The organism is Nocardioides baculatus, assembly GCF_016735675.1.
GTDB classification, from domain to species: Bacteria; Actinomycetota; Actinomycetes; order Propionibacteriales; family Nocardioidaceae; genus Nocardioides; species Nocardioides baculatus.
This window is the reverse complement of record NZ_JAERSG010000003.1, coordinates 692508-716102: the sequence shown is the minus strand read 5'-3', so window position 1 is coordinate 716102 and position 23595 is coordinate 692508. Positions and strand designations below refer to the sequence as shown.

Annotated in this window: 21 protein-coding genes, 1 tRNA gene and 1 rRNA gene; 14 read left to right on the top strand and 9 right to left on the bottom strand. The window is 72.0% G+C overall.

Annotated elements, in window-relative coordinates; genetic code table 11:
- Nucleotides 1-3: 3 nt before the first annotated feature.
- The 3 genes from rrf to JI751_RS13105 all read left to right on the top strand — a co-directional run bounded on the left by rrf (nt 4) and on the right by JI751_RS13105 (nt 1867).
- A 5S ribosomal RNA gene (gene rrf / locus JI751_RS13115) occupies nt 4-121 on the top strand.
- Nucleotides 122-225: 104 nt separating this feature from the next.
- Entirely contained in the window at nt 226-1197 is a 972-nt protein-coding gene (locus JI751_RS13110; protein ID WP_236666088.1) for a tetratricopeptide repeat protein, read from the top strand.
- A gap of 142 nt (nt 1198-1339) precedes the next feature.
- The gene (locus JI751_RS13105; protein WP_443678521.1) at nt 1340-1867 is read left to right on the top strand and encodes a DUF3145 domain-containing protein; all 528 of its coding nucleotides are present in this window, start codon (nt 1340-1342) and stop codon (nt 1865-1867) included.
- Nucleotides 1868-1911: 44 nt separating this feature from the next.
- On the opposite strand, the gene JI751_RS13100 is transcribed toward JI751_RS13105, so the two are convergent.
- The 6 genes from JI751_RS13100 to JI751_RS13075 form a co-directional block, all read right to left on the bottom strand.
- Nucleotides 1912-3351, bottom strand: a complete 1440-nt coding sequence (locus JI751_RS13100; RefSeq protein WP_201936993.1) for an acyl-CoA carboxylase subunit beta — start codon at nt 3349-3351, stop codon at nt 1912-1914.
- Between the two features lie 76 nt (nt 3352-3427).
- Nucleotides 3428-4681: a beta-ketoacyl-[acyl-carrier-protein] synthase family protein gene (locus JI751_RS13095; RefSeq protein ID WP_201936991.1), complete on the bottom strand. Its 1254-nt coding sequence runs from the start codon at nt 4679-4681 to the stop codon at nt 3428-3430.
- A 97-nt stretch (nt 4682-4778) separates the two neighbouring features.
- The gene (locus JI751_RS13090) at nt 4779-5024 is read right to left on the bottom strand and encodes an acyl carrier protein (RefSeq protein ID WP_056599877.1); all 246 of its coding nucleotides are present in this window, start codon (nt 5022-5024) and stop codon (nt 4779-4781) included.
- A 69-nt stretch (nt 5025-5093) separates the two neighbouring features.
- Complete coding sequence (locus tag JI751_RS13085; RefSeq protein ID WP_201936989.1) at nt 5094-6107, bottom strand: beta-ketoacyl-ACP synthase III; 1014 nt, start codon at nt 6105-6107, stop codon at nt 5094-5096.
- Nucleotides 6107-7291 (bottom strand): acyltransferase domain-containing protein, encoded by a 1185-nt coding sequence (locus JI751_RS13080; RefSeq protein ID WP_201936987.1) that lies wholly within the window; start codon nt 7289-7291, stop codon nt 6107-6109. Before JI751_RS13080 ends, JI751_RS13085 begins: the two co-directional genes overlap by 1 nt.
- A gap of 80 nt (nt 7292-7371) precedes the next feature.
- Nucleotides 7372-8556, bottom strand: a complete 1185-nt coding sequence (locus tag JI751_RS13075) for a PucR family transcriptional regulator (RefSeq protein ID WP_201936980.1) — start codon at nt 8554-8556, stop codon at nt 7372-7374.
- Between the two features lie 155 nt (nt 8557-8711).
- On the opposite strand from JI751_RS13075, the gene JI751_RS13070 reads away from it, so the two are divergent.
- Nucleotides 8712-9695 carry an alpha/beta fold hydrolase gene (locus JI751_RS13070; protein ID WP_307814181.1) on the top strand — a complete coding sequence of 328 codons (984 nt, stop codon included), beginning with the start codon at nt 8712-8714 and terminating at the stop codon, nt 9693-9695.
- Here JI751_RS13070 and JI751_RS13065 read toward each other — a convergent pair.
- Complete coding sequence (locus tag JI751_RS13065) at nt 9692-10072, bottom strand: VOC family protein (protein WP_201936978.1); 381 nt, start codon at nt 10070-10072, stop codon at nt 9692-9694. The two genes, JI751_RS13070 and JI751_RS13065, sit on opposite strands and share 4 nt — an antisense overlap.
- 114 nt (nt 10073-10186) lie before the next feature.
- Between JI751_RS13065 and JI751_RS13060 the strand changes: the two genes are divergently transcribed.
- Entirely contained in the window at nt 10187-10993 is an 807-nt protein-coding gene (locus JI751_RS13060) for a helix-turn-helix domain-containing protein (RefSeq protein ID WP_201936976.1), read from the top strand.
- Nucleotides 10994-11017: 24 nt separating this feature from the next.
- Here JI751_RS13060 and aceE read toward each other — a convergent pair whose 3' ends face one another.
- On the bottom strand, nt 11018-13804 hold the full coding sequence (aceE, locus tag JI751_RS13055) for a pyruvate dehydrogenase (acetyl-transferring), homodimeric type (RefSeq protein ID WP_201936974.1): 2787 nt from the start codon (nt 13802-13804) through the stop codon (nt 11018-11020).
- A gap of 235 nt (nt 13805-14039) precedes the next feature.
- Between aceE and JI751_RS13050 the strand changes: the two genes are divergently transcribed.
- The 8 genes from JI751_RS13050 to JI751_RS13015 all read left to right on the top strand — a co-directional run bounded on the left by JI751_RS13050 (nt 14040) and on the right by JI751_RS13015 (nt 21093).
- Nucleotides 14040-14429: a DUF3052 domain-containing protein gene (locus JI751_RS13050; RefSeq protein ID WP_201937201.1), complete on the top strand. Its 390-nt coding sequence runs from the start codon at nt 14040-14042 to the stop codon at nt 14427-14429.
- Entirely contained in the window at nt 14426-16075 is a 1650-nt protein-coding gene (locus JI751_RS13045) for an AMP-binding protein (protein ID WP_307814178.1), read from the top strand. Before JI751_RS13050 ends, JI751_RS13045 begins: the two co-directional genes overlap by 4 nt.
- Nucleotides 16072-16545, top strand: a complete 474-nt coding sequence (locus JI751_RS13040) for a peroxiredoxin (RefSeq protein ID WP_201936972.1) — start codon at nt 16072-16074, stop codon at nt 16543-16545. The genes JI751_RS13045 and JI751_RS13040 overlap by 4 nt, the downstream gene beginning before the upstream one ends.
- A gap of 195 nt (nt 16546-16740) precedes the next feature.
- Nucleotides 16741-16815: transfer RNA gene (locus JI751_RS13035), tRNA-Val, on the top strand.
- A gap of 46 nt (nt 16816-16861) precedes the next feature.
- A complete protein-coding gene (locus JI751_RS13030) occupies nt 16862-18403 on the top strand; it encodes an AMP-binding protein (protein ID WP_201936970.1) in 1542 nt (513 codons plus the stop codon).
- A 21-nt stretch (nt 18404-18424) separates the two neighbouring features.
- On the top strand, nt 18425-19225 hold the full coding sequence (locus JI751_RS13025; RefSeq protein ID WP_201936963.1) for a Nif3-like dinuclear metal center hexameric protein: 801 nt from the start codon (nt 18425-18427) through the stop codon (nt 19223-19225).
- A gap of 19 nt (nt 19226-19244) precedes the next feature.
- On the top strand, nt 19245-19985 hold the full coding sequence (locus JI751_RS13020) for a zinc ribbon domain-containing protein (RefSeq protein WP_236666087.1): 741 nt from the start codon (nt 19245-19247) through the stop codon (nt 19983-19985).
- Between the two features lie 13 nt (nt 19986-19998).
- Nucleotides 19999-21093: an FUSC family protein gene (locus JI751_RS13015; RefSeq protein WP_307814176.1), complete on the top strand. Its 1095-nt coding sequence runs from the start codon at nt 19999-20001 to the stop codon at nt 21091-21093.
- Nucleotides 21094-21196: 103 nt separating this feature from the next.
- Here JI751_RS13015 and yaaA read toward each other — a convergent pair whose 3' ends face one another.
- Nucleotides 21197-21976, bottom strand: coding sequence for a peroxide stress protein YaaA (yaaA, locus tag JI751_RS13010; protein ID WP_201936955.1), 780 nt, complete (start codon nt 21974-21976; stop codon nt 21197-21199).
- Nucleotides 21977-22096: 120 nt separating this feature from the next.
- Here yaaA and JI751_RS13005 point away from each other — a divergent pair, with 120 nt between their 5' ends.
- A complete protein-coding gene (locus JI751_RS13005; RefSeq protein WP_201936953.1) occupies nt 22097-23554 on the top strand; it encodes an RNB domain-containing ribonuclease in 1458 nt (485 codons plus the stop codon).
- The last annotated feature ends 41 nt before the right edge of the window (nt 23555-23595 follow it).

Here is a 23595-nt window from a genome sequence, read left to right as displayed (position 1 = left end):
AGTTACGGCGGCCATAGCGAAACGGGAAACACCCGGTCCCATACCGAACCCGGAAGTTAAGCCTTTCAGCGCCGATGGTACTGCAACCGAGAGGTTGTGGGAGAGTAGGACGCCGCCGGACAAACATTGGGCAGAGGCCACCAGACACCTGGTGGCCTCTGCGTCATTTCACGCCCGGTATGAGTACGGTGGCCCGTGGGCGGGGGCCGACAGCGCAGTGCCGAAGTGAAGAAGGAGAGTGCGGCCGTGGCCGAGGACCGTCGAGGACAGCGACCAGCCCGAGGTGGCTCCAGCGCCGGACGAGGTGGCTCGTCGGCGCGCTCCAGTGACTCCCGCGGTCGTAGCACCAGCTCCCGTGGCGACGCTCCGCGTGGCGGCGGCAAGGGTGGCGCCGGCAAGGGGGGCGGCTTCCAGGGCGGCTCGTCCCGCGGCGGCTACCAGGGCAAGAACGACTCCCGCTCGCAGGACCGCGCCTTCCGTGGCCGCGCCGAGCCGAAGATCCGTACGGCCGACCAGGCCGAGTACGACGGCCCCGAGCTCCCGGAGCACATCACCGGTATCGAGCTCGACCGTGGTGTCCGGGCGCAGCTGAAGGGACTGCCCGAGAAGCTGGCCGCCCGCGTCGCACGTCACCTCGCCGCTGCGGGTGCCCTGATCGACGAGGACCCCGAGCTGGCCTACCGCCACACCCTGGCAGCGCGCGCCCGTGCGTCGCGGCTGGCGGTCGTGCGCGAGGCCACGGGGGAGGCGGCCTACGCGGCCGGCCACTACGACGTCGCGCTCGCGGAGCTGCGTGCCGCCAAGCGGATGAACGGTGCCACCGACTACCTGCCGATCATGGCCGACTGCCACCGCGCGCTCGGCAACCCCGAGCAGGCGATCAAGCTCGCCAAGAGCCCGTCGGTGGCCAACTTCAGCACCGAGGCGAAGGCGGAGATGACGCTCGTCGAGGCGGGAGCCCGCCGTGACATGGGTCAGCTCGACGCGGCCCTCCGTACGCTCGAGCTCGCCCCGCTGACGTCCAAGAGCCGGCAGCCCTGGGTGGTGCGCCTGCGCTACGCGTACGCCGACACCCTCGAGTCCGCCGGCCGTGAGGCCGACGCCCTGGCGTGGTTCCACCGCACGCACGCGGTCGACTCCGACGAGCTCACCGACGCCGCCGAGCGCGCGGACCTCCTGGAGCGCCGCCAGTCCTGACCCGCGTCACGCTGGCGTTCGGGCGCCCCATGGGTCACAATGGAGCCACTAATCACATACATGTCACTCGACCACCGTTGAGCAACGACGACAGACCGCTGGGGAAGGCGCATCTGGAGCGTCGGAACTCAAGGAGGTCGTGGTGACCACACGCATTGCTTCCCGCCCGGACGGTCCGGGGACGAGGGGCATTCTCTACGTGCACTCTGCTCCCTCCGCACTCTGCCCGCACATCGAGTGGGCCGTGGGCGGAGTCCTCGGAGTTGCCGTCTCGCTCGACTGGACACCGCAGCCTGCCCAGCCGGGCTCGTACCGCGCCGAGCTGTCGTGGACCGGCACTGCCGGGACGGCAGCGGCGGTGGCCTCCGCGCTGCGCGGGTGGAACCACCTCCGCTTCGAGATCACCGAGGAGCCGACCAGCTCCTCGGAGGGCACGCGTTTCTCCTGCACCCCGGACCTCGGCATCTTCCACGCCATCACCGGACCGCACGGCGACATCCTCATCCCGGAGGACCGGCTCAAGGCAGCCGTCGTGAAGTCGGCGCTCGGCGACACCACGCTGCTCAACGAGATCGACTCGCTCCTCGGCAAGCCGTGGGACGACGAGCTCGAGACCTTCCGGCATGCGGGTGAGGGCGCACCGGTGCGCTGGCTGCACCAGGTCGTCTAGGAGCGCCGTCAGGGGTTGCGGCGACGCAGCCGGAAGGTCTCGGATCAGAGCGGGATGTTGCCGTGCCGCCCGCGGCGTACGCCGACGGTGTCGATCTCGTGCCGCATCGCGGCCGCGATCGTGCTGCGGGTGCGCTCCGGCTCGACGACCTCGTCGACGACGCCGATCTCGACCGCCTTGTCGACGCCGCCTGCGATGCGCTCGTGCTCGGCGGCCAGCTCGGCCTCGACCTGCGGGCGGATCTCGGGGGAGACCTCGGCCAGCTTGCGACGGTGGAGCACCCGGATCGCGGCCACGGCACCCATCACGGCCACCTCCGCGCCCGGCCAGGCGAACACCTTCGTCGCACCGAGGGAGCGGGCGTTCATCGCGATGTAGGCGCCGCCGTAGGTCTTGCGGGTCACCAGCGTCACCCGCGGCACGACGCACTCGCCGAACGCGTGGAGGAGCTTGGCGCCACGACGGACGACACCGTCCCACTCCTGGCCCACGCCGGGCAGGTAGCCGGGCACGTCGACGATGACGATGAGGGGCACGCCGAAGGCGTCGCACATGCGCACGAAGCGGGAGGCCTTCTCGGCCGAGAGCGAGTCGAGGCAGCCGCCGAGGCGCAGCGGGTTGTTGGCGACCACGCCGACCGTGCGGCCCCCGAAGCGGCCGAGCGCGGTGACGATGTTGGGCGCCCAGCGGGCGTGGATCTCCTGCATGGTGCCCTCGTCGAGCACGCCCTCCACGAGCGGGTGCACGTCGTAGGCGCGCTTCTTCGACTCGGGCAGCAGCGCGCTGAGGTCGCGGTCCTCGACGTCCTCGGCGACGAGGCTTCCCTGCGCGCCGAGCAGGGACGCGACCGTACGGGCCTTGTCGAGCGCCTCGCGCTCGGAGTCGGTGAGGATGTGCACGACGCCGGAGCGCCGGCCGTGCGGCTCGGGTCCGCCGAGGCGCAGCATGTCGACGTCCTCACCGGTGACCGAGCGGACGACGTCGGGGCCGGTGACGAAGATCCGACCCTCGGGGCCGAGGATCACGACGTCGGTGAGCGCCGGGCCGTAGGCCGCACCGCCCGCGGCGGGGCCGAGCACGACGGAGATCTGCGGGATCACGCCGGAGGCCTGGGTCATCACCTGGAAGATCCGGCCGACGGCGTGGAGGGACAGCACGCCCTCGGCCAGCCGGGCGCCGCCGGAGTGCCAGAGGCCGATGATCGGCACGTTGTCGGTGATCGCGCGGTGGTAGGCGTCGACGACCACGCGGCAGCCGACGTCGCCCATCGCGCCGCCCATGACGGTCGCGTCCGAGCAGAAGGCGACCACCTGCGTGCCGTCGACGCGGCCGACCGCGGCGAGCATGCCGGAGTCGTCGTCGGCGGTGATCAGCTCGAGGGTGCCCTCGTCGAGCAGCGCGGTGAGGCGGTGGACCGGGTTGCGCGGGTCCTCCTCGCGGGGGAGCCTGGCGGGCTTGGCTGCGGGAGCGGCGGTGGTCGTCATCAATGTCCTTCCGGGGTCCCCGCGGAGTTGTCCGCGGAGGAGCGAAGCGGGGGAGCGGAGAACTTCGTGGGGTGGTCTAGATCGACCCGAACGCCACGGCGACGTTGGCGCCACCGAAGCCGAAGGAGTTGTTGAGGGCCACGATGTCGCCCTCGGGCAGGTCGCGCCTGGACGTCGGGATGTCGAGGTCGACCTCGGGATCCTTGTCGTCGAGGTTGATCGTCGGGGGACTGACCCGGTCGTGGAGCGCCATGACGGTGGCGACGGCCTCGAGGGCGCCTGCGCCGCCGAGGAGGTGGCCGGTCATCGACTTCGTGCTGGTGACCACGCAGCGGTCGACGTGCTCGCCGAGGACGGCGTGGAGCATCAGGCCCTCCGCGATGTCGCCCTTGGGCGTCGAGGTGGCGTGGGCGTTGACGTGGACCACGGTGGCCGGGTCGACGTCGCCCTCGCGGAGTGCCATCGTGATGGCGCGGGTGCCGCCGCGACCCTCGGGGTCGGGCTGGGCGATGTCGTGGGCGTCGTTGCTGATGCCGGCGCCGCGCACCTCGGCGTAGATCTTCGCGCCACGGGCGCGGGCGTGCTCCTCGGACTCGATGATGAGCACGGCGCCGCCCTCGCCGAGGACGAAGCCGTCGCGGGCGACGTCCCAGGGACGCGAGACGGAGGCCGGGTCACGACCGTCGTCGCCGCTCGCGGTCTTGGACAGCGCCATCATGTTGGCGAACGCGGCCATCGGCAGCGGGTGGATCGCGGCCTCGGTGCCGCCGGCGATGACGACGTCGGCGCGGCCGAGGCGGATCAGGTCGATGGCCATCGCGATGGCCTCGTTGCCGGAGGCGCAGGCCGACGTGGGCGCGTGGACCGCCGCGCGGGCGCCGTACTTGAGGCTGACGTTGGCCGCCGGGGCGTTGGGCATGAGCATCGGCACGGCGAGCGGGGACACCCGGCGGGCGCCCTTCTCGAGCAGCGTGTCGTAGTTGGCGAGCAGCGTGGTGACGCCGCCGATGCCGGAGGCGAGCGCGACGCCGAGGCGCTCGGGCTCGAGACCGGACCCCTCGAGGCCGGAGTCGGCCCAGGCCTGGTCGGCCGCGACCATCGCGAACTGGCTGGAACGGTCGAGGCGACGCGCCTTGACGCGGTCGAGGACCTCGGACGGTTCGACGGCGACGCGGCCACCGATGCGCACCGGCAGGGTGTCGACCCACTCGTCGTCGAGGTAACCGATGCCGGAGGTGCCGGCCAGCATGGCTTGCCACGTCGAGGCGACGTCCCCACCGACAGGTGAGGTGGCGCCGAGGCCGGTGACGACTACGCGGGTCGAGGGCATCAGATGGGATTCCGTTCCGTGCGGTGGAGGGGTGGTTCCGTGTCCGGTGGCCACGGGGGCCGGCAGAGCGCCGGCCGCCCGTGACGTGGGGGTCGAGTCAGCCCTGCGAGCGCTCGATGAAGGCGACGGCGTCGCCGACGGTCTTGAGGTTCTTGACCTCGTCGTCAGGGATGGTCACGCCGAACTTCTCCTCGGCGGCCACGACGACCTCGACCATGGAGAGCGAGTCGACGTCGAGGTCGTCCACGAAGGACTTGTCCAGCTGGACGTCGTCGGCGTCGACGCCGGCCACCTCGTTGACGATGTCGGCGAGGTCAGCGCGGATTTCTTCGGTGGTGGCCATGGGGCCTTCCCTTCTTTCGGTGGTGGTGCTTCTGGCTGGTGGAAACTCGGGTGGTGCCGGTCGTGCTGGTCAGGGGACGGTGACGACCTGGGCGGCGTACGCCAGGCCGGCACCGAAGGCGATGAGCAGGGCCGTGTCGCCGCTGCGAGCCTCACCCTCGAGCATCATCCGGTCGAGCGCGAGCGGCACGGACGCGGCCGAGGTGTTGCCCTGGTCGGCGACGTCGCGGGCGATGCGCACCGTCGCGGGCAGCTTCATCGAGCGCGCCATCGCGTCGATGATGCGCATGTTGGCCTGGTGGGGGACGAAGACGTCGAGCTCGTCGATGGAGACGCCCGCGGCGTCGAGCGCCTGCTGGCCGATCTTCGCCATCGCGAACGACGCCCAGCGGAAGACCGGGTTGCCCTGCATCGTCAGGTGCGGCATCACGCCGGAGCCGGGCTGGGTCTCGGTGCCGACGACGTCGCGCCAGTCCTCGCGCTGCCGGATGAGGTCGAACTGCTCGCCGTCGGAACCCCAGACCACCGGGCCGATGCCCGGGGTGTCGCTCGGTCCGACGACGGCCGCGCCGGCGCCGTCGGCGAAGATGAAGGCGGTGCCACGGTCGGTGAGGTCGAGGATGTCGGTGAGGCGCTCGACGCCGACGACCAGGACGTGCGTGGCGCTGCCGGCGCGGACCATGTCGGAGGCCATCGCGATGCCGTGGCAGAAGCCGGCACACGCAGCGGAGATGTCGAAGGCGGCCGCACCATCGGTCCCGAGCTCGTGCGCGATCGCAGTGGCGACGGCGGGCGTCTGGAGAAGGTGGCTCACCGTGGCGACGACGACGCAGTCGATCTGGCCGACCTCGAGGCCCGCGCGCTCGATGGCGATGCGCGACGCCTCGACCGACATCATCTGCACGGACTCCTCGGGCCCTGCCCAGCGGCGGGTCTTGATGCCGGACCGCTGCTGGATCCACTCGTCGCTGGAGGCGATCGCGTCGACCACCTCGGAGTTGGGGACCAGGCGCTTGGGGCGGTAGGAGCCCATGCCCATGATGCGGGTGTGCGCGGGACCGGTGGTCGCTGCGATGGGCGCCATCAGTGCGTGCCCTCCGGGTGGAGGCGGAGCAGCGGCTGACCGGGGGAGACGAGGTCGCCGTCCTCGACGAGCCACTCGACGACCGAGCCGCCGTGCGGTGCGGTGATGTCGGTGCGGTCGCGGAGGCTGGCCACGGCGCCGATCGTGGCACCGGGGGCGAGCACGTCGTGCTCGATCGCCTCGGAGGAGAGGTGGAACGTGCCCTTGGCGGGCGACACGATCATCCGCCAGGTCGGGGTGGTCTCGATCATCGAGGCCTCGCCGTGCTTGTCGCAGAAGTCACGCGCGGCGTCGAGCTGGTCGGGAGTCTTGAGGGCGAAGGTCTCAACGCCCTTGAGCTGGCGCTTGGCGATGCCGGTGAGGGTGCCGGCGGGCGGCATCTCGAGGATGCCGGTGACGCCGAGGTCGCTCATGGTCTCCATGCAGAGGTCCCAGCGCACCGGGTTGGCGATCTGGCCGACCATCCGGCGGAGCACGTCGCGGCCGTCGTGGACGACCTGGCCGTCACGGTTGGAGATGACCGGCGTGCGGGGGTCGTGGGTCGAGACCGAGCGGGCCAGCGACGCGAGCCGCTCGACCGCGGGGGCCATGTGGGAGGTGTGGAACGCACCGGCGACGCTCAGCGGCATCAGCCGGGCCTTCGCCGGGCCGTCCTCGGCGAAGGCGGCGAGCTGCTCCATCGTGCCGGCCGCGACCACCTGTCCGGCGCCGTTGTCGTTGGCGGGGGTGAGGCCGTGGCGCTCGATCACCGCGAGCACCTCCTCGCGGTCACCGCCGAGCACCGCGGTCATGCCGGTCGGGGTCACCGCTGCCGCGTCGGCCATCGCGTTGCCACGCTCGCGCACCAGCACCATCGCCTGCTCGGCGGTGATGACGCGGGCGCCGGCGGCCGCGGCGATCTCGCCGACGCTGTGCCCGGCGACCGCTCCGATGCGCGCGAAGGCGTCGGCGGGGTGCGGGAACAGGTCGAGGGCCGCGACCAGGCCGGTCGCGACCAGCAGCGGCTGCGCGATCTTGGTGTCGCGGATGGTCTCCGCGTCGGCCTCGGTGCCGTAGTGGGCCAGGTCGATGCCGGCGACGGTGGCCAGCCAGTCGAACCGTGCGGCGAAGACGGGATCCTCCAGCCAGGGCGTGAGGAAGCCGGGGGTCTGGGCCCCCTGGCCGGGAGCGACGATGACGAGCACGAGAGCAACTCTGCCGGGTCCGCGGGTGCCGGCGCGGGTCCGACGCCGACGAAACTCACCCGCGAATCCTTGTAGGGTTCCTACAATTCCGTCCGACCCGACTGACGCCCTAGGATCAGCGCCAGCTGGAGGGCGAACGCCTCGCGCGGTCGCGTCGGCGACCACCCGGTGACGTCGGCGACCTGCCGCAGCCGGTAGCGCACGGTGTTGGGGTGCACGAAGAGCGCCCGTGCCGTTCCCTCGATGGACGCGCCGTGCTCGAACCACGCGGCCAGCGTCTCGAGCAGCGTGCCCCGGGCGGCCACGAGCGGCAGGTAGACGTCGTCGACGAGGTGGCGGCGCGCATGGCCGTCGCCGGCCAGCGCGCGCTCGGGCAGGAGGTCGCGGCTCTCGACCGGTCGCGGAGCGTCGGGCCAGCCGCTGGCGGCGCGGTGGGCCGAGAGCGCCGCGCGGGCCGAGGCGCTGGCGTGGGCGAGGTCGGCGGTCACCGGGCCGACGACCACCGGGCCGTCGCCGAAGTGGTCGAGCAGCCGGGTGGCCGCCTTCAACGGGTCGGAGACGCCGCCGAGCACCACGACGAGGCGGTCGCCCTGCGTGGCGCACAGGGCATCCATGTCGCCGGCGCGGGCCGAGCGGCGTACGGACTCGAAGACGTCGAGCTCGGCACGGTGCGGGGGCGTGGCGCCCAGCACGACGGCCACGTCCCCGTGGGCGCCCCAGCCGAGCGCGCTCGCTCGGGAGAGCACGGTCTCGTCGGCCTCGGCGCGCACGACCGCGTCGACCACGAGCGCCTCGAGGCGCGCGTCCCAGGCACCGCGGGACTCCGCGGCGCGGGCGTAGACGGCTGCCGTCGCGAAGGCGACCTCGCGGGCGTAGAGGAGGACGGCGTCGTGGACCTCGCGCACGTCCTCCGGGTCGAGGATGGCGTCGATGTTGGTCTCCACGACCCGGATGCTGAGCCGTACGAGCTCGACGGTCTGCTGGAGCGAGATCACGCCGGTCAGCTCGCGCGGCGCGGCCCCGAAGACCACGACGTCGAGCGGGTGGTGGACCGCCGCGTCGCCCTGCGCGCCCGCCTCGACGTCGTACCAGTCCACGAAGCCGCGGATACCGGCCTGGACGATCAGCCCGACCCAGGACCGGTCCTCGGCGCTGAGGTCGTCGAACCACGGCAGGTCGGTCGCCATCCGCGCCGTCGCGGCCGTGCTGAGCTGGCCCGAGGAGTTGCGCAGGGCCGCGGCTGAGCGGCGGCGGGAGGCGGGCATGGTGCGAGCGTAGTGGTCCGTCGCGCGTAGTGGGATTCCCACGAACAGGCCGTCCGTGCCGCGAGGTCACGACTTCGCATCGTCGCGGGGCGCGGCGACTGCGGGTGCCGCGCCCTCTGGTTGAATCCGGGACCTGTCCCCCCGAAGGAGGTCGCGTGCGCCGCAGCAGCCCGCAGGTCCAGCACGTCACCATCCACGGTCACCGTCGTGCGTACGTCCGGACGGGATCGGGACCGGCCCTCCTGCTGCTCCACGGCCTCGGGTGCGACCACACCACGTGGGCACCGGTGATGGAGTCGCTCGCGCGCACCCACACGGTCATCGCCCCCGACCTGCTGGGTCACGGTGAGTCCGACAAGCCGCGGGCCGACTACAGCCTCGGCGGCTACGCCAACGGGATGCGCGACCTGCTGACCCTGCTCGGCATCGACCGGGTCACCGTCGTCGGGCACAGCTTCGGGGGAGGGGTGGCGATGCAGTTCGCCTACCAGTTCCCCGAGCGCGCCGAGCGGCTCGTGCTGGTGTCGTCCGGTGGGCTCGGCCCCGAGGTCAGCCCGGCGATCCGGGCGATCACCACGCCCGGCTTCCACCACGCGATGTCGGTGCTGGCGGCACCGGGCGTACGCCACGTGACGACCGCTGCGATGCGACTGCTGGCCGCGACCGGGGTGAACCAGCTGCGTGACCTCGACGAGGTCGCCGACATCTACGACTCGTTCAAGGACCCGCGCACGCGTGCGGCGATCGCCCACGTCGTGCGAGCGGTGGTCGACTGGCGCGGCCAGATCGTGACGATGTCCGACCGTGCCTACCTCACCGAGGCGATGCCGATGTGCGTGGTGTGGGGTGCCGACGACATGGTGCTCCCGGTCGCGCACGCCAGCAACGCGAGCGCGCTCGCTCCGACCGCGCGCATCGAGGTGCTGCCCAACGCAGGCCACTTCCCGCACAAGGACCACCCCGAGCGCTTCGCCAAGATCGTGCGCGACTTCATCCGCACGACCGAGCCGAGCCACTACGACCGCGACCGGTGGCGCGAGCTGATCGACGAGGGTGCGCCGGTGGCGCCGATCCAGGCGCAGGCGGGCTCGGCCCCGCTCGCGCCCGTGCACACCGTACGACGCGCAGCCGGCGCCTAGCCCCAGTTCTTCGCGTCGGTCAGGCAGAACGGGTGGCCGGCCGGGTCGAGGAGCACCTTCCACGTCTCGCCGGGCTGCGGGTCGACGAGACGGGCACCGAGCTCGACCGCGCGCCCGGCCATCGCCTCGATGTCGTCGACGGCCAGGTCGAGGTGGAACTGCTTGCGACCGGTGTCGGGCCACGACGGCGCCTCGAAGTCGTCGGTCCGGCCGAGACCGAGGGCCGGGCTGCCGTCGGGGCCGGTCAGCATCGCGTAGTCGTCGGTGCTGGCCGCTACCTCCCAGCCGAGCAGGGCCGACCAGAAGTCGGCGGACGGCTCCACCTCCGCGACGTCCAGCGTCACCATCGCGATCCGTGCTGTCATCTGGTCGGTCATCTCGTCTCCTCGTCCTCGGCCGGGTCCCTACGCCACCAGTCTGGTGTCGCCCGCTGGGCTGCGGCTTGGACAAAGGCGACAGGACTGTCCGACCCCCGGCCTAGGGTGACGTTCGTGCCCTCCCGATCGGGTCGCGCCCAGGCGGCCGTGCTGCGACCGAGCGCCGCGGAGCAGCGCATCGAGCTGGGTCGGGTCGAGCCCGACCCCGACCTGTCCCACCTCGTCGACTACTTCTGGTGGGTGCGCTGGGACGCGCCCGAGCCGCACGAGCAGGAGGTCGTCCCGCGCCCGGTGGTGCACGTGTCCGCCGAGGTCGTCGCGGGGGAGCCGCGTCTGCTCGTGACCGGGATCCAGCCCCGGATGTTCCGGCGCCGGCTGGAGGGTGCCGGGCAGACCGTGGCGGCCGGCTTCCGGCCGGCGGCGTTCCACCCGTTCCTGCGGGCAGACGTCGGTGACCTCGAAGGTCGCGAGGTGCCGGTGGCCGACCTCCTCGGCGTCGACGACCGCCCCGTGGCGGACGAGGTCCTCGCCTGCGAGCGGCCGGGGGACGGGGCGGCCGTGCTCGCCCGCTGGCTGCGCGGGCTCGACCCCGAGACCGATCCGCTGGTCGAGGAGCTCGCGACCCTGGTCGAGCGGGCGGAGGAGGACACCGGCCTCGTGCGCGCCGAGCAGCTCGCCGAGATCGCCGGCGTCAGCCTGCGCACCCTCCAGCGCCGCTTCCACGCCTACGTCGGGATCGGGCCCAAGTGGGTCGTGCAGCGCTTCCGGCTGCTCGACGTGACCTCGGCCGCCCACGGCGAGGACGACGTGGACTGGGCCGGGCTCGCGCTGCGGCTGGGCTACACCGACCAGTCGCACCTGATCCGGGCCTTCACGCAGCTGGTGGGCCACCCTCCCGCCGCCTACGCGAAGGAGGCGTGAGCCACCAGCGGGTGGTGCGAGGGACTACGCGTCCCCGCCCTCCTGCTTGATGTCCTTGGTCGCGGTCGGGTCGTCGATCTTGTAGCGCTCGGACGCCTCGACGACCTTCTCCACCGAGAGCTCGCCCGCGTCGGCCAGCGCCTGGAGGGCCTGGACGACGACGCTGACGGCGTCGATGTGGAAGAAGCGCCGGGCGGCCGGGCGGGTGTCGGCGAAGCCGAAGCCGTCGGCACCGAGGACGCGGTAGTCCTGCGGCACCCAGCGGGCGATCTGCAGCGGGACGGCCCGCATGTAGTCGGACACGGCGACGACGGGACCGGGCGCACCGGCGAGCTTGTCGCTGACGTAGGCCGTACGGCGCTCCTCGCCGGGGTGGAGCAGGTTCCACTGCTCGGCCGCGGCGGCGTCGCGCGCCAGCTCGTTCCAGGACGTCACCGACCAGAGGTCGGCCTGCACGCCCCAGTCCTCGGCGAGGATCCGGGCGGCCTCGTCGATCCACGGGTAGCCGACGCCGGAGGCCATCAGCTGGACCCGCGGCCCGTCGCCCTCGGCGGTCGCGACCTTGTGGATGCCCTTGAGGATGCCCTCGCGGTCGACGTCGGACGGCTCGGCCGGCATCGAGACGGGCTCGTTGTAGACGGTGAGGTAGTAGATGACGTCCTCGCCCTGGCCGTCGGGCCCGCCGGTGCCGTACATCCGCTCGAGGCCGTCCTGCATGATGTGGCTGATCTCGTAGGAGAACGCCGGGTCGTAGTGCACGACCGCCGGGTTGGTCGCCGCGATGAGCGGCGAGTGCCCGTCGGCGTGCTGGAGGCCCTCACCGGTCAGCGTCGTACGACCGGCGGTCGCGCCGATGAGGAAGCCGCGCGCGAGCTGGTCGGCCATCGCCCAGATGGAGTCGCCCGTGCGCTGGAAGCCGAACATCGAGTAGAAGATGTAGAACGGGATCATGTGCTCGCCGTGCGTGGAGTACGCCGAACCGGCGGCCGTGGCCGACGCCATCGCGCCCGCCTCGGAGATGCCCTCGTGGAGCATCTGGCCCTGCGCGGACTCCTTGTAGGACAGCAGCATCTTGCGGTCGACCGACTCGTACTGCTGGCCGCCCGGGTTGTAGACCTTGGCGCTCGGGAACATCGAGTCCATGCCGAACGTGCGGTACTCGTCGGGGGCGATCGGGACCAGCCGGTCGCCGATCTCCGGGTCCTTCATCCAGTCGCGGAGCAGGCGGACGACGGCCATCGTGGTGGCGAACTTGTTCTTGCCGGAGCCCTGCTTGAGCTCGGCGTAGAGCTCGTCGCCGGGCAGCTTGAGCGCGGTGGCCCGGTTGATGCGGCGGGGGACCGAGCCGCCGAGGGCCTTGCGGCGCTCGAGCATGTACTCGATCTCCGGCGCGTCGGCACCCGGGTGGAAGAACGGCGCGCCGCCGGTCTTCTCGTAGGACTCCTCGAGGTCGCGGTCGCTGATCGGGAGGTAGAGCCGGTCGCGGAACTTCTTGAGGTCCGGGAGGGTCAGCTTCTTCATCTGGTGGGTGGCGTTCTTGCCCTCCAGCGCGTCGATCGTCCAGCCCTTGATGGTGTGGGCCAGGATCACGGTCGGCTGACCGGTGTGCTTGGTCGCGGCGTCGAAGGCGGCGTACACCTTGCGGTAGTCGTGACCACCGCGCGGCAGCTTCTCGATCTGCGCGTCGGACATGTGCTCGACCATCTTGCGCAGGCGCGGGTCGGAGCCGAAGAAGTGCTCGCGGACGTAGGCGCCGTCCTCGGTGGAGTAGGTCTGGAACTGGCCGTCGGGCGTGGAGTTCATCCGGTTGACCAGCGCGCCGTCCATGTCCTTGGCGAGCAGGGCGTCCCACTCGCGGCCCCAGACGACCTTGATGACGTTCCAGCCGGCGCCGCGGAAGTTGGACTCCAGCTCCTGCATGATCTTGCCGTTGCCGGTGACCGGGCCGTCGAGCTGCTGGAGGTTGCAGTTGATGACCCAGGTGAGGTTGTCGAGCTCCTCGCGGGCGGCGACGCGGATCGCGCCCAGCGACTCGGGCTCGGCCATCTCGCCGTCGCCCATGAACGCCCACACGTGCTGCTGCGAGGTGTCCTTGATGCCGCGGTTGTCCATGTAGCGGTTGAACCGGGCCTGGTAGATCGAGTTGATGGCCGTCAGGCCCATCGACACGGTCGGGAACTCCCAGAAGTCGGGCATCAGGCGCGGGTGGGGGTACGACGGAAGGCCGGCGCCCTTGCCGTGCTGGACCTCCTGGCGGAAGCGGTAGAGCTGCTCCTCGCTCAGGCGGCCCTCGAGGAAGGCGCGGGCGTAGACACCCGGCGAGCCGTGGCCCTGGATGTAGAGCTGGTCGCCTCCGCCCGGGTGGTCCTTGCCGCGGAAGAAGTGGTTGAAGCCGACCTCGTAGAGGCTGGCCGAGGACTGGTAGGTGGCGATGTGGCCGCCGACCTCGAGGCCCTTGCGGTTGGCCGAGGAGACCATGACCGCGGCGTTCCAGCGGATGAAGGCGCGGATCCGGCGCTCGGTCTCCTCGTCACCGGGGAACCACGGCTCGCGCTCCGGCGGGATGGTGTTGATGTAGTCGGTGGAGCGCAGCGCCGGGACGCCGACCTGCTTCTCGCGCGCCCGCTCCAGCAGGCGCAGCATCACGTAGCGCGCCCGGTCCCGGCCGCGGTCGTCGAGCATCGCGTCGAAGGACGCGAGCCACTCCTGCGTCTCGTCGGGATCGATGTCGGGCAGCTGGGTCGGAAGACCCTCGTGGATCACCGACGCGATGGCCGGGCTCTTGATGTCGGACTTCTCGGCGTCACTCACAGGCTCATGGTGTCACGCGCCCCGGCGCCACGAAATCTACCCATCGGTAGTCCCACGGAGCGCCCCGTGCCGCCCCCACCGGCCCCCCGCCGCGTCCCGCTGGGCGGCCCGGGGTTGCGGCTCATCCGGTGTTCGGGTGGACTATGGGGCACCTCGGCGGGCACACCGCCGGGGACCCTGACATTGGAGGCACTGCGTGAGCTCGACGGTGGGCGATTCCGCCCAGGCGACCGGCATGGGGGACCGGCTGGGTCTCAAGCCCGGCATGGTCGTGCAGGAACTCGGCTGGGACGAGGACACCGACGACGAGCTGCGCGTCGCGATCGAGGACGTCATCGACGCCGACATGGTCGACGGTGACTACGGCAACGTGGTCGACGCCGTGCTGCTGTGGTGGCGCGACGACGACGGTGACCTGGTCGACGGCCTGGTCGACGCGCTGACCGACCTCGTCGGCGGTGGCTCGATCTGGCTGCTCACGCCCAAGGTGGGCCGCTCCGGCAGCGTCGACGCCGCCGATGTCACGGAGGCCGCGCCGATCGCCGGCCTCTCGCAGACCACGACCGCGGCTGTCAGCAAGGACTGGCAGGCCACGCGGCTGGTCGCGCCGAAGACGCCCGCGTGATCGGGCGCGACCTGGCCGGCACCCTCACTGGCGCCCTGTCCGGCGTGGGCACCACCGTCCGCGTGCTCGGCAGGGCCGGCGTGATCCGGCCCTACGGCCCGCGCACGCTCGCCACGATCGGCCTCGTCGTCGCCCGCTGGGGCACCGGTCCCGCCGGCGGGTTCGCGACGCTGGCGGCGCGCTCGCCCCACCAGGTGGGTGTCGTCGACGAGCTCGGCGAGCTCACCTGGGGTGAGCTGCACCGTCGCTCGAACTCCCTCGCGCGCGCCCTCGCCGAGCGTGGCGTCAAGGAGGGTGACTCGGTCGCGGTGATGTGTCGCAACCACCGCGGGTTCATCGACGCCTCGATCGCCGTGGCCAAGCTGGGCGCCGACATCCTCTACCTCAACACCGCCTTCGCCGGACCCCAGCTCGTCGACGTGCTCGAGCGCGAGGCGCCGAGCCTGGTCGTCCACGACGAGGAGTTCACCGGCCTGCTGGCGGGCGCCCACGTCGAGAAGCGGCTCCTCGCCTGGACCGACGGCGACGCCAGCGACAGGCCCGACGGGCTCGAGACGCTCGAGCAGCTCGTGACGGCGTACGACGAGGGCGACCTGCAGCCGCCCGACCGCCACGCCCGCATCGTGATCCTCACCAGCGGCACCACCGGCACGCCCAAGGGTGCGCCCCGCAAGGAGGCCGGCATCGACGCGGCCGTCTCGCTGCTGTCGCGGATGCCGCTACGCGCCGGGTGGCGTACGCACATCGCCGCACCGCTCTTCCACACGTGGGGCTTCGCCCACCTGGCGCTCGCGATGCTCCTGGGCTCGACCGTCGTGCTGCGGCGCACGTTCGACCCCGCGACGGCGCTGCGGACCGCGCAGGACGAGCGCTGCCAGTCGATGGTGGTGATCCCGGTGATGCTCCAGCGGATGCTGGCGCTCGAGCCCGAGGTGCTCGACGGGATCGACCTCGGCCGCGTCCAGGTCGTCGCGTCGTCCGGGTCGGCCCTGCCGGCGACGCTCGCCGAGGCCTGGATGGACCGCTTCGGCGACAACCTCTACAACATCTACGGCTCGACCGAGGTGGCCTACGCCTCGATCGCCACGCCGGAGGACCTCCGCGCCGACCCGAGCTCCGCGGGCAGGCCGCCGCACGGCACGGTCGTGAAGATCCTCGGCGAGGACGGGAGCGAGCTCCCGCCGGGGGAGACCGGCCGGATCTTCGTCGGCAACGGCCTGCTCTTCGAGGGCTACACCAACGGCGGCCACAAGGAGGTCGTCGACGGCCTGATGTCGTCCGGCGACGTCGGCTACTACGACGAGGCCGGCCGCCTGCACGTCGCCGGCCGCGACGACGACATGATCGTCTCGGGAGGGGAGAACGTCTTCCCGCAGGAGGTGGAGGACTGCCTCGTGGCCCACGAGCACGTCCACGAGGTCGCCGCCATCGGCGTGGCGGACGACGACTACGGCCAGCGGCTGCGCGCCTTCGTGGTGCGCTCGGGGGACGTCACCGAGGACCAGCTCCGCGAGCACGTGAAGGCGCACCTCGCCCGCTTCAAGGTGCCGCGCGAGATCGTGTTCCTCGACGAGCTGCCGCGCAACGCGACCGGCAAGGTCCTCAAGCGCGAGCTGGCCGAGACCTCCGGCAAGGAGCAGGGGTGACGCGCGAGGGGCTGTGCATCGGTGACGAGGCCCCCGACTTCGCGCTGCGCGACCAGTTCGGCCAGGACGTCCGGCTCAGTGACTTCCGCGGGCGCAAGGCCGTGGCGCTGATGTTCTTCCCGTTCGCCTTCACCGGCGTGTGCACCGGTGAGCTGTCCGGCGTGCGCGACCGGCTCGACGAGTTCCTCACGTTCGACACCGAGGTGCTGGCGCTGTCGTGCGACCCGGTCTACGCCCTGCGGTCCTTCGCGGAGGCGGAGGGGCTCAACTTCCCGCTGCTCTCCGACTTCTGGCCCCACGGCGCGGTGGCCTCGGCCTACGAGGTGTTCGACCAGGTGAAGGGCGCCCCGCGCCGGTCGTCGTACGTCGTGGACCGGGAGGGCCGCCTGACGTGGTCGGTGCACAACGCCAACCCCGACGGGCGCGACCTCGACGAGCACCTGCGCGAGCTCCACGCGGCGGTGTCCTGAGGCGCTGGTCCACGCTCCGGTCTAGACCGATGTGGGTGGATTTTCGGTTTCCGCTGCCGGGTTTGGCGAGTGGTGTAATCTTCTTCTTGTTGAGCCGCTGGTGACCCGAGACGCCAGCGGCTCGACTCATTTCATTTCACGCCTGCGCGTGCGGTTTCCGCGCCCGGTGTGGGCTCCCGTAGTCTGTGCCGTCCCGCGTCGGTAGCTCAGCGGTAGAGCACTCGGTTTACACCCGAGCGGTCGGCGGTTCGAAACCGTCCCGACGCACCACGTCACGCCCAGCCACGAGCCAACCAACGCGTGGCAGGGTGTCGGCATGATCGTCCCCTTCAGCGTCTCCGACTTCATCGAGCGCGCCGCAGCGGTCTACGGCGAGCGCACCGGCGTCACCGACGAGCCCGACCAGCCCGCCACCCCCCTGGGACCTGACGGCCGGCTGACCTACGCCGAGATGTACAACCTCGCGCAGCGGCAGGCCGCGAGGCTCGACGAGCTCGGGATGCAGGTCGGCGACCGGGTCGCGGTGCTCAGCCACAACTCCGCGCGCCTGCTGACGTCGTTCTTCGGCGTGTGCGGCTCCGGACGGGTGTTGGTGCCGATCAACTTCCGGCTCCGGCCAGACGAGATCTCCTACATCGTGGCCCACTCCGGCGCGCGGGTGCTCTACGTCGACCCCGAGCTCGTCGAGTCGGTGAAGGGCATCGACGTCGAGCAGACCTTCGTCCTCGGGGAGGACGACTCGATGTTCGCCGCGCCCGGCACCGAGCCGCGCGCCTGGGAGCCCGACGAGAACGCGACCGCGACGATCAACTACACGTCCGGCACGACCGCGCGGCCCAAGGGCGTGCAGCTGACCCACCGCAACCTGTGGACCAACGCGGTCACCTTCGGCCTCCACGCCGGCGTCACCGACCGCGACGTCTACCTCCACACGCTGCCGATGTTCCACGCCAATGGCTGGGGGATGCCCTTCGCCATGACCGGGCTCGGCGTGCCGCAGGTGGTGCTGCGCAAGGTCGACGGGACCGAGATCCTGCGTCGGGTGCGCGACCACGGGGTGACCGTGATGTGCGCCGCCCCGGCGGTGGCCGCGGCCGTGCTCGAGGCCGCGCAGACCTGGGAGGGCGAGATCCCCGGGCGCGACCGGGTGCGGATCATCATGGCCGGCGCCCCGCCGCCGACGAAGACCGTCGTGCGCGTGGAGGAGGAGCTCGGCTGGGAGTTCATGCAGATCTACGGCCTCACCGAGACCTCGCCGCTCCTCACCGTGAACCGCTCCCGCTCGGAGTGGGACGACGACTCGGCGGAGGAGAAGGCCCGCAAGCTCACGCGTGCCGGCGCGCCTGCGATCGGCGTACGGCTCCGGGTGGACGAGCACGGCGAGGTGCTGGCGCGGTCCAACGTCATCCTCGACGGCTACTGGGAGCGACCCGACGAGACCGGCGCCGCGCTGCGCGACGGCTGGTTCCACACCGGCGACGGCGGGGTGATCGGCGACGACGGCTACCTCACGATCAGCGACCGCAAGAAGGACGTCATCATCACCGGCGGCGAGAACGTCTCCTCGATCGAGGTCGAGGACGTGCTCTTCTCGCACCCGGCGGTGGCCGAGGTCGCGGTGATCGGGGTCCCGAGCGAGAAGTGGGGCGAGACCATCAAGGCGCTCGTCGTGCTGGCCGAAGGTGCCTCGGCGGACGAGGCCGAGCTGATCGCGTGGTGCAAGGAAAAGGCGGCCGGCTACAAGGCGCCGACGTCGATCGAGTTCCGCGACGAGCTGGCCCGGACGGCGACGGGCAAGCTCCAGAAGTTCAAGCTGCGCCAGCCCTACTGGGAGGGGCAGGAGAGGCAGGTCAACTAGCCGGTGCTCGATACTGGCGCCATGCTGACGCTGGGTGAGGTCGTCAACCTGCTGCACGAGTGGTACCCGACCGACACGGCGATGGACTTCGACGCCGTCGGGCTCGTGGCGGGTGCGCCGGACGCCGAGGTCGGCAGGGTGATGTTCGCCGTCGACCCGACGATCGAGGTGGCTCGCGAGGCCGTCGAGTGGGGCGCTGACCTGCTCGTCGTGCACCACCCGCTCCACCTCACGCCCGTGAGCTCGGTCGCGGCCATCACCCCCAAGGGGCGCACGCTCCACGTGCTGACCTCGGGCGGCTGCGCGCTGCTGACCGCGCACACCAACGCCGACCAGGCCCTGTCCGGCGTCTCGGAGTCGATGGCGTACGCCCTGGGGCTGCGCGACCTCGCACCGCTCCGGCCCTCGGCGCCGGGATCGGCCACGGGCGTCGGCCGGGTCGGCACGGTCGAGGAGACGACGCTCGGCGCCTTCGCCGCGCAGGTCGCGGAGGCACTGCCGACGACCGCCCACGGCGTACGCGTCGCGGGGGAGTCGGACCGTCCGGTGCGGCGGGTCGCGGTGTGCGGCGGTGCGGGTGACTTCCTGCTCGACGAGCTCGTCGGTGCGGACGTCGACGTGTTCGTGACGAGCGACCTGCGGCACCACCGGGCCGGCGAGTTCCTCGAGCACGGCGGAGCGGCGCTGGTGGACGTCGCGCACTGGGCGGCGGAGTGGACCTGGCTCCCGGTGGTGGAGGGTCGGCTGCGCGATGCGCTGGGCGATAGGGTCGAGACCCGGGTCAGCACGCAGTGCACCGACCCGTGGACGTTCCGCCACTGAAGCCGTAACAGGAGAGCCGTTGAAGGCCGATCCCACCCACCAGGTCAAGCTCCTCGACGTCGCCGACCTCGACTCGCGCGCCGCCCAGCTGCGCCACCAGCGTGCGCACCTGCCCGAGCTCGCCGAGATCGCGACGCTCACCGCCGAGCGCACCGCGCTCACCGACCAGGTGCGCGATGCCCGCATCGTCGTCGACGACCTCACCGTCGAGCAGACCAAGGCCGACCGCGAGGTCGAGCAGGTCAGGACCCGGCGTGAGCGCGACCGCAACCGGATGGACAGCGGTCAGATCACCAACCCCAAGGACCTCGAGCGGATGCAGCACGAGCTGGTCTCGCTGGAGCGCCGGATCTCGACGCTCGAGGACGCCGAGCTCGAGGTGATGGAGGCGCTCGAGGAGGCCCAGCAGGTGCTCGACGGACTCGGCATCCGCGCCGAGGACATCGACGCGCGGCTGGCCGAGCTGACCACCCAGCGCGACGAGAAGCAGGCGGCGATCGATGCGTCGCTGACCGAGGTCCAGGCCGCCCGCGGCCCGGCGACCGAGGGCATGCCCGACGACCTGATGGCGCTCTACGAGCGGCTGCGCGAGCAGAAGGGGGTCGGCGCAGCGCTGCTCCGTGCCCGCCAGTGCGGTGGCTGCAACATGAGCCTCGACGCCTCCGAGCTGTCGCGGATCCGCTCCGCGCCGGCCGACGAGGTCATCCGGTGCGAGGAGTGCCAGCGCATCCTGGTGCGCACCGACGAGTCGGGACTCTAGGGAGCTCCTCGTCGTGCGCCTGCCGGACGCCGACGTGATGGCGGAGCGCAGCCGCCTGTCGCTGCGCGCCCGCGTCACCCGGCTGCGGTCCAAGGGCTGGGTGATCGGTCAGTGCGCGATCGCCGCCGGCGTCGCGTGGTGGTTGGCGAAGGACGTCTTCGACCACACGCTGCCGTTCTTCGCGCCCATCGCGGCGGTCGTCTCGCTCGGGATGTCCTACGGCCAGCGGCAGCGCCGGGTCGCCGAGGTGACCATCGGGGTCGCTCTCGGCGTGCTGCTCGGCGACACGCTCACGCACCTCATCGGGTCCGGCGGCGTCCAGATCGCCGTCATCGTGGCGTGCGGGATGTCGATCGCCCTGCTGCTCGACGCCGCCCAGCTCATCGTCATCCAGGCCGCGGTGCAGGGGATCGTGGTCGCGGCGCTCGCGCCCGCTCCGGGCGCCGCCTTCCTGCGCTGGACCGACGCCCTGATCGGCGGTGGGGTGGCCCTGGTCGCGGCGACCGTCGTCCCGCGGGCGCCGCTGCGCAAACCGCGTGACCAGGCGGCCGTGGTCGTCCGCAAGATCGCCGAGCTGCTGCGCTGCGCCGCCGACCGGCTCGGCGACGGTGACGTCGACCGCGCGCTCGCGATGCTGCGCGACGCCCGCTCGACGGACGTGCTCATCGCGGAGCTGCGGGCCGCCTCCGAGGAGGGGCTGTCGATCGTGAGCTCGTCGCCCTTCCGGCGCCGCCACGGCGAGCACCAGCGCCAGCTCGCCGAGCTCGTCGAGCCGCTCGACGTCGCGCTGCGCAACACCCGCGTCGTCGTACGACGTGTGGCGGTCGCCTGCTACCGGCGTGAGCCCGTCCCGACGTCGTACGCCGCCCTGATGCGCGACCTCGCGGTGCTCACCGACAGGGTGGCCGCCGAGCTCGTCGAGGACCGGATGGCGACGGCGGTCATCGACGACCTGATCACGCTCGCGCACGCCACGGCGGCCGTCGAGCACAGCGACGACCTGTCGGCCGAGGTGATCCTCGCCCAGGTCCGCTCGATCATCGCGGACCTGCTGGCGCTGTGCGGGATGGACCCGCTCGAGGCGACCGACGCGATCCCGCTGCGGTAGTGATTTCGTGACGCGTCGCACGGCCCGTCGCTGCGCTCCTGTCCGCGCCGACGCTCCTCAATCTCTGTGCTGATCCGCTGCTTCGCGGGCTCAGCAGCGGCGCTCAGACCTCGCTGACGACCACGTCGAGCTGGGTGCCCCTGGCCGTGCGCTCGCCGACCTCGACGCTCCAGCCGAGGCGCTCGAGGGTGGCGGCGAGCGCCGTGGGCGTGCCCGGGTTGGCGCCGTCCTCGAGCAGCGCGCGGACGATGCGACCCTTGGTCGCCTTGTTGAAGTGGCTCACGACGGTCCGCCTGCCACCGGACTCGTGGAGCACCCGGACGGTCGCCACGCGGCGCGCGAGGTCGGGCTCCGGGCGCCAGAACGCGGCGTACGTCCCGGAGCGGAGGTCGACGAGCAGCCCGCTGCCGACGGCCTCGCGGACGGCGACGCCGAGGACGTCGCGCCAGGCGCCGGCGACCGAGCCGGTGCCGGGCAGCGTGGCGTCGCCGGAGAGCCGGTAGGCCGGGATCCGGTCGCCGGGCCGGACGATGCCGAAGAGCGAGCTGGTCACCGCGACCCGGGCGGTGGCGCGCCGACGGGCGGCGGGGGAGAGGGAGTCGAAGCCGAGCGCGTCGTAGAGGACGCCGGTGTAGATCGCGTCGGCCCGAGCGGTCGGCGCCGACACCAGGCCGGCGTTGCGGTCGACGAGGTCGAGCTGGCCGGCACCGAGCCCGAGCACGCCGGCGGCCCGGTCGGGGTCGTCGCGGCAGAGGTCGGTCAGCGCCCGCAGCAGCGTCGTCCGCGTCTCGGTGAGGGTCGGCGACGACAGCGACGCGAGGTCGAGCGGCTTGCCGCGGCGGGGAGCGGTCTTGCCCTCGCTGGGCGGCAGCAGGATCAGCACCGGCACAGGTTAGGTGCGGATGAGGCGGTCACACCTCATGGGTCTGGTTTCGACGCGCGGTCGCTCAACCTCCCGCCCCACGCCGTGAGCGACTCCGTCGCGCCCGGCTAGGGTCGTGACATGCCCAGCAACCGTGTGGTGAAGGTCCGAGCGAGCGGCGACAGCGTGAGCGCTCAGGAGATGCGCGACGGCATCGCAGCGATCCAGGAGCAGCAGAAGATCTCGCCGGAGTTCCCCGACGCGGTCGAGAAGGCCGCCGCCGATGCCGCTGCGAACCCGCGGCTCCCCGAGCTCGACCGCACGGACATCGAGCTCGTCACGATCGACCCCGAGGGCGCCAGGGACCTCGACCAGGCGATGCACATCGCGCGCGACCCCGAGCGGGAGGGTGGCTACATCGTCCACTACGCCATCGCCGACGTGGCCGCCTTCGTGTCGCCCGGAGACCCGGTCGACGTCGAGGCTAACCGGCGCGGCGAGACGCTCTACGGCGCGGACTCCAAGGTCCCGCTGCACCCGCCGGTGCTGAGCGAGGGGGCGGCGTCGCTGCTCCCCGACGAGATCCGCCCCGCGCTGCTGTGGACGATCAGGGTCGACGAGACCGGCGAGGGGTACGACGTCGACGTGGCGCGCGCGCTCGTGCGCTCGCGCGAGCAGCTGACCTACGAGGGCGTCCAGGCCGACATCGACGCGGGTCGCGCCAGCGAGCTGATGGGGCTCCTGCAGGAGGTCGGCGAGCTGCGCCTGACCCGCGAGGCGGCCCGCGGCGGTGTGTCGCTCCCGCTGCCCGAGCAGGAGCTGGTGGAGGAGGACGGCCACTGGCGGCTCGAGTTCCGCCGCCTGTCCGACGTCGAGACCTGGAACGCCCAGATCTCCCTGCTCACCGGCATGGCGGCGGCCTCGCTGATGGTCTACGCCCGCGTCGGCATCCTGCGCACGCTGCCGCCCGCCGACCCGCGGGACGTCCAGCGGCTGCACCGCACGGCCCGGGCGCTGGGCATCGACTGGCCGGCCGAGCAGCTCTACCCCGACTTCATCCGCACGCTCGACCCGTCGAGGCCGACGCACGCTGCGATGGTCGTCGCCTGCACGCGGCTGCTGCGCGGCGCGGGCTACGTGACCTTCAACGGCGAGCTGCCCGAGCAGCCGCAGCACGCGGCGCTCGCCGCGGAGTACGCCCACGTGACCGCGCCCCTGCGCCGGCTGGTCGACCGCTACGCCGGCGAGATCTGCGTGGCGCTGTGTGCCGGGACGGACGTACCCGACTGGGTGACAGCGGCGATGCACGAGCTGCCCGACACCATGAGTGAGTCCGGCCGCCGCGCGAACGCCTACGAGAACGCCATCGTCGACCTCTGCGAGGCCGAACTGCTCAAGGAGCACGTGGGCGAGACGTTCAGCGCCGTCGTCGTCGAGGTCGAGGAGAAGGACGCCTCGAAGGGCGACGTCACCATCCAGGACCCTGCCATCGAGGCCCGGGTCTCCGGCTCCTCCGACCTGCCGCTGGGCGAGGAGGTCCAGGTGAGGCTCGTGCAGGCCGACCCGACGTCCCGCTCCGTAGCCTTCGAGCTGGCCTGAGGCCGTACGGCCCCCGGCGCGTCGGACGACCACAAGTCCTT

Coding starts and splice junctions, on each gene's coding strand:
- JI751_RS13005 (WP_201936953.1), top strand. CDS start 22,097: ATGCCCAGCAACCGTGTGGTGAAGGTCCGAGCGAGCGGCGACAGCGTG.
- JI751_RS13100 (WP_201936993.1), bottom strand. CDS start 3,351: ATGACGACCACCGCCGCTCCCGCAGCCAAGCCCGCCAGGCTCCCCCGC.
- JI751_RS13065 (WP_201936978.1), bottom strand. CDS start 10,072: ATGACCGACCAGATGACAGCACGGATCGCGATGGTGACGCTGGACGTC.
- JI751_RS13030 (WP_201936970.1), top strand. CDS start 16,862: ATGATCGTCCCCTTCAGCGTCTCCGACTTCATCGAGCGCGCCGCAGCG.
- JI751_RS13050 (WP_201937201.1), top strand. CDS start 14,040: ATGGGGGACCGGCTGGGTCTCAAGCCCGGCATGGTCGTGCAGGAACTC.
- JI751_RS13090 (WP_056599877.1), bottom strand. CDS start 5,024: ATGGCCACCACCGAAGAAATCCGCGCTGACCTCGCCGACATCGTCAAC.
- JI751_RS13075 (WP_201936980.1), bottom strand. CDS start 8,556: ATGCCCGCCTCCCGCCGCCGCTCAGCCGCGGCCCTGCGCAACTCCTCG.
- JI751_RS13025 (WP_201936963.1), top strand. CDS start 18,425: ATGCTGACGCTGGGTGAGGTCGTCAACCTGCTGCACGAGTGGTACCCG.
- JI751_RS13085 (WP_201936989.1), bottom strand. CDS start 6,107: ATGGCGCCCATCGCAGCGACCACCGGTCCCGCGCACACCCGCATCATG.
- JI751_RS13095 (WP_201936991.1), bottom strand. CDS start 4,681: ATGCCCTCGACCCGCGTAGTCGTCACCGGCCTCGGCGCCACCTCACCT.